This window comes from Elstera litoralis (assembly GCF_000963705.1).
Lineage (GTDB): Bacteria > Pseudomonadota > Alphaproteobacteria > Elsterales > Elsteraceae > Elstera > Elstera litoralis.
The window spans coordinates 1-2043 of record NZ_LAJY01000768.1 but is presented as its reverse complement, the minus strand read 5'-3'; the positions used below and the strand labels follow the sequence as shown (position 1 = coordinate 2043).

Sequence of the window (2043 nt, the reverse complement as noted above, 5' to 3'; positions counted from 1 at the left end):
GCGGCCCGATCTGCTGCTGATGGACGAGCCCTTCGGCGCGCTCGACCCGCTGACCCGCGCCGATTTGCAGGCCGAGGTGCGGCGCATCCAGCGCGATACCGGCACGACGATTCTCTTCGTCACCCATGATATCGACGAGGCCTTGCGCCTCGGCAACCGCATCGCCGTAATGGATCAGGGGAAGTTGCTGCAAGTCGGCCCGCCGGACAAAATTCTGACCGCGCCCGTCAGCCCCTTCGTGCGCGCTTTCGTCGGCGGCGAAGCAGTGGGCTTGCGCTTGCTCTCGCTCGCCACCGCCGCCGACCGGATGCGCCCCAACCCCGGCCCTTCGGACACACCCGCGATTGCCGCCAGCCTGCCGCTCGATCAAGCCCTCTCGCTGATGCTGGCGCGCGGCGTTGCGGTGCTCGCCGTGGTCGATACGACGGGGCGGGTCTGCGGCGCGCTGCATCGGTCGGACCTCCTATGAGGCGCGGGCGCGATCCGTTGGTGTGGAGCGCGGCGGCGCTGATCCTGCTAACCTTCGGCCTGCCTTTTGCAAAACCGCTGTTCGCGGCCCTATTCCCGCAGTTGGAACGCCCGCTCTATCAGGCCGATCCTTTCTGGTTGCTGTTGTTGCAACACCTCGCTTGGTCGCCGCCTCCAGCTTTGCCGCCGCGAGCCTCGGGATTGGTGCGGCGATTTTTGTGACCCGCCCGACGGGCCGCGCGTTTCGCAGCCTGCTGGCGACCGTCGCCGCGCTCGGGCAAGTCTTTCCGCCCGTCGCCGTGCTGGCGATTGCCGTGCCCACGATGGGCTTCGGCGCGGAACCGGCGCTGCTGGCGCTCACGCTTTACGGGTTGCTACCGATTTTGGAAAATAGCCTCACCGCCTTCGACCAGGTGCCGGAGGCGGTGCGCGAGGCCGGGCGCGGCAGCGGTATGAGCGGCTTTCAGCTTTGGCGCGCGGTGGAACTGCCCTTGGCCGCCCCGCTCATTCTCACCGGCCTGCGCCTATCGGTGACGGTGAACGTCGGCACCGCCGCGCTGGCCTCGACCGTGGGGGCGAAGTCGCTCGGCTTGCCGCTGATTATCGGCCTCAATTCCGCCAATACCGCCTATGTGCTGCAAGGCGCGCTGCTGGTCGGCGCGCTGGCGCTCACCCTCGATCTCGCCCTTGCCCGGCTGGTGCGGCGGGCAGAAGCGTGGCGACGCGTTACGCCGGGGTAACTTTCACGGGGCTGGGCCGCAGCGTGAGCCCGCGCACGGCCCGATAGATCGGCCGCAGGGCGTCGCGTACCGAGGCACCCGCGCGGCGTTCGCGGTAAATGCCGATGCTATTGGTCAGAACCGTCAGCGTGTCCGAGGTTAGCGCGAACAGCGAGCCGACGATCATATTATGGCTCGACCAGCCGGCAATGCAGAGGATGAACAGCAGCCGCATGCGGATCGGGTTCGTCTCCCACCGCCCCAAAGCCGAGACCAGCAGCCCGAAGGCCGCGCCCGCACTTTGCGGCCCGGCCCAGGTCGCCGCGACGAAGGCCAGCATCACGGGAATCGTCAGCCAGAAAATAGCGCCCGCCCAGCGCGCCGGACGGAAACTAGCCGTCAGCGCCTGGATGACCACAAGGGTACACATCACCGCGCCGGTATAGGCTTCCGGGCCGATGGCCGCGTAATGCGACGCCCAAAGTAAGCTTGAGACGGCTTGAATGCCGAGCAGCAACCGCCGTCCCCGCACCACGGGCCAAACGAGACCAGACGCAACCGCAAGCGCACCGAGAGCTTCCGCCAACATGGGGGACCAAGCCTATTTATCCAGAGATGTGAGGGAAGGCTTGGAGCCGCGCGGCCCTGTCCTGCTCAAGTGCTCAGAGCATAGCGGATTGGATACAGTTTGGATTCTGCTTTCCCTGCGCCCCTGCCCTCACAGGGACGCATGTGCAGCATGATTAGTGTTGCGGATTTGCTGCGGCAAATGCCGCCATCTGCTCCGGCGAGGCTTCCGGCTGGTGCAGCTTTTTCCACTCCTCATAGGGCATGCCATAGACGATTTCCCGCGCTT

General features: G+C 66.4%; 5 protein-coding genes. 3 read left to right on the top strand and 2 right to left on the bottom strand.

Going from position 1 to position 2043, the window contains the following annotated elements; all coding sequences use genetic code 11:
* The 3 genes from VZ95_RS19685 to VZ95_RS19680 all read left to right on the top strand — a co-directional run.
* On the top strand, nucleotides 1-469 hold a 469-nt coding region (locus tag VZ95_RS19685), incomplete at its 5' end, for a CBS domain-containing protein (RefSeq protein ID WP_045777376.1).
* On the top strand, nucleotides 466-690 hold the full coding sequence (locus tag VZ95_RS27605; protein WP_232302767.1) for a hypothetical protein: 225 nt from the start codon (nucleotides 466-468) through the stop codon (nucleotides 688-690). The genes VZ95_RS19685 and VZ95_RS27605, both read left to right, overlap by 4 nt.
* Nucleotides 687-1208 (top strand): ABC transporter permease, encoded by a 522-nt coding sequence (locus VZ95_RS19680; protein ID WP_232302766.1) that lies wholly within the window; start codon nucleotides 687-689, stop codon nucleotides 1206-1208. The genes VZ95_RS27605 and VZ95_RS19680 overlap by 4 nt, the downstream gene beginning before the upstream one ends.
* Here VZ95_RS19680 and VZ95_RS19675 read toward each other — a convergent pair.
* Both VZ95_RS19675 and VZ95_RS23435 read right to left on the bottom strand, forming a co-directional pair.
* Nucleotides 1195-1776 (bottom strand): YgjV family protein, encoded by a 582-nt coding sequence (locus VZ95_RS19675; RefSeq protein WP_052711970.1) that lies wholly within the window; start codon nucleotides 1774-1776, stop codon nucleotides 1195-1197. The two genes, VZ95_RS19680 and VZ95_RS19675, sit on opposite strands and share 14 nt — an antisense overlap.
* Before the next feature lie 154 nt (nucleotides 1777-1930).
* Nucleotides 1931-2032, bottom strand: a complete 102-nt coding sequence (locus VZ95_RS23435) for a DUF1244 domain-containing protein (RefSeq protein ID WP_456297714.1) — start codon at nucleotides 2030-2032, stop codon at nucleotides 1931-1933.
* Nucleotides 2033-2043: the final 11 nt, after the last annotated feature.